This window comes from Vibrio sp. 1402, from assembly GCF_033340275.1.
In genome coordinates this window covers 1-560 of the sequence record NZ_JAWOWE010000555.1, presented here as the reverse complement: position 1 = coordinate 560, position 560 = coordinate 1, and the positions used below count along the sequence as shown (strand labels likewise).

Annotated in this window: 1 pseudogene; it reads right to left on the bottom strand. The window is 45.2% G+C overall.

From position 1 onward, the window contains the following. Positions 1 to 447 (bottom strand): annotated as a pseudogene (esxD, locus tag R7044_RS27220) (type III secretion system regulon anti-activator ExsD); the annotation flags it as partial. Positions 448 to 560: the final 113 nt, after the last annotated feature.

Sequence of the window (560 nt, the reverse complement as noted above, 5' to 3'; positions counted from 1 at the left end):
ACAAAGGATCAGCGTTTTTGGCGTGGCCAAATTAAAGCGAAAGCCCAATCGAGAGTTGATGTATTCGAGCCTCTGCTCAAAGGTCGCCACTCGTTGACTGTCACTTAACTGAGCGCCAATTTCTAAAAACAGACGCATGGCAAAACGGTCAATCGATGTGCCCAATCTCAAATACGTTTTCACCAATTGGCAGGCGCACAAACTGTCCACCACACTTCTGTCCAACAAGCGTTGCAACAACGATAACTGGTCGTCATTCAGCACACCTTCACTCAACAGCTGTCGGTGATTCACGTGGACAACATTGAGATCCTGTGATGGCTGAGACGCACTCTCGTATCGTGCTCCTCTTTGCAAAACAGTGACTTTCCTTTGCGTCACAATGCTGTCAGGAAAAAGCGAACGGCGTCGCCAATGCTGCTTTTTCATTTGTGTTCTTCTCCGCATCCCTTTCGAACACTCCAGAATGAAAGGGATGTAATAAATTTGAATTATTCGTTCTTACGCTGAACATAATAGAATTTTATGTCCGCCGGTGACTTTCAAAATTAGTCAGAAAA